Source organism: Treponema sp. OMZ 840, from assembly GCF_050937815.1.
GTDB lineage: Bacteria > Spirochaetota > Spirochaetia > Treponematales > Treponemataceae > Treponema_C.
This window is the reverse complement of sequence record NZ_JACDIJ010000037.1, coordinates 1-715: the sequence shown is the minus strand read 5'-3', so window position 1 is coordinate 715 and position 715 is coordinate 1. Positions and strand designations below refer to the sequence as shown.

Genomic DNA, 715 nt, shown 5'->3' with positions numbered 1-715 from the left:
GAGTTCGTGTTGGCCCATAGATTGATAATAAAACAGGTGATACAATTTTTATATTCGGTTTGTATGAAGGTGAACATTCTATGCAGCGAGGGTATAGAAGTATGAATAGAACGTCTAGTACGCCGTACCTCATCGGTTCTTTTTTGTTTATTGCCGTGTGGCTTGTGTGGTTTATTGTGTCGGCTGTTACGGGAAACAAAGGGCGGTTGGGCGATATTTCTCATATGTTTCTTTTATGGGGAGGAATAGGACTTCTTGCATCTATTTCTATATGTGATATTTCCGTAACTGAAAAGGGTTTTACGGTAATATCGATTTTTTCAAAAAAAGATTTTTTATTTGATGATATTGAAATCACGTCCATCAAATGCTTCGGCGCACACTCGAGCTTTCGAGTTTATACAACGATAAAAAGTTTTATTTTTGCCTACACCAAGGCAAATTGTGCCGCATTAAAGGAAATTATTCCCTCGGTAAAATATTCAAAAATAAGTGTGGAAGAATTGGAGGCAATGGTTAAAAAGGCTTTTTTTGCCCCGGTATAAACGGATGCTGAATTAAGCCGGTAAGGAGGTTGTTCATGCATACACGGCGCTTTATACAAATTTTCTGTGCGGCATTGTTGTTGTGCGCTTCGTGCGCTCAAGGGAAAAGGGCTGATTTTTCTTCGGGAGAAGAAGCCGAATTTGCGCAAAACGTGTTGGAAAAGCTTCGT

The 715-nt window shown here is 39.4% G+C and carries 1 protein-coding gene; it reads left to right on the top strand.

Going from position 1 to position 715, the window contains the following annotated elements:
• Window positions 1-101 precede the first annotated feature (101 nt).
• Window positions 102-545: a hypothetical protein gene (locus tag H0R92_RS14005; RefSeq protein WP_432966292.1), complete on the top strand. Its 444-nt coding sequence runs from the start codon at window positions 102-104 to the stop codon at window positions 543-545.
• Window positions 546-715: the final 170 nt, after the last annotated feature.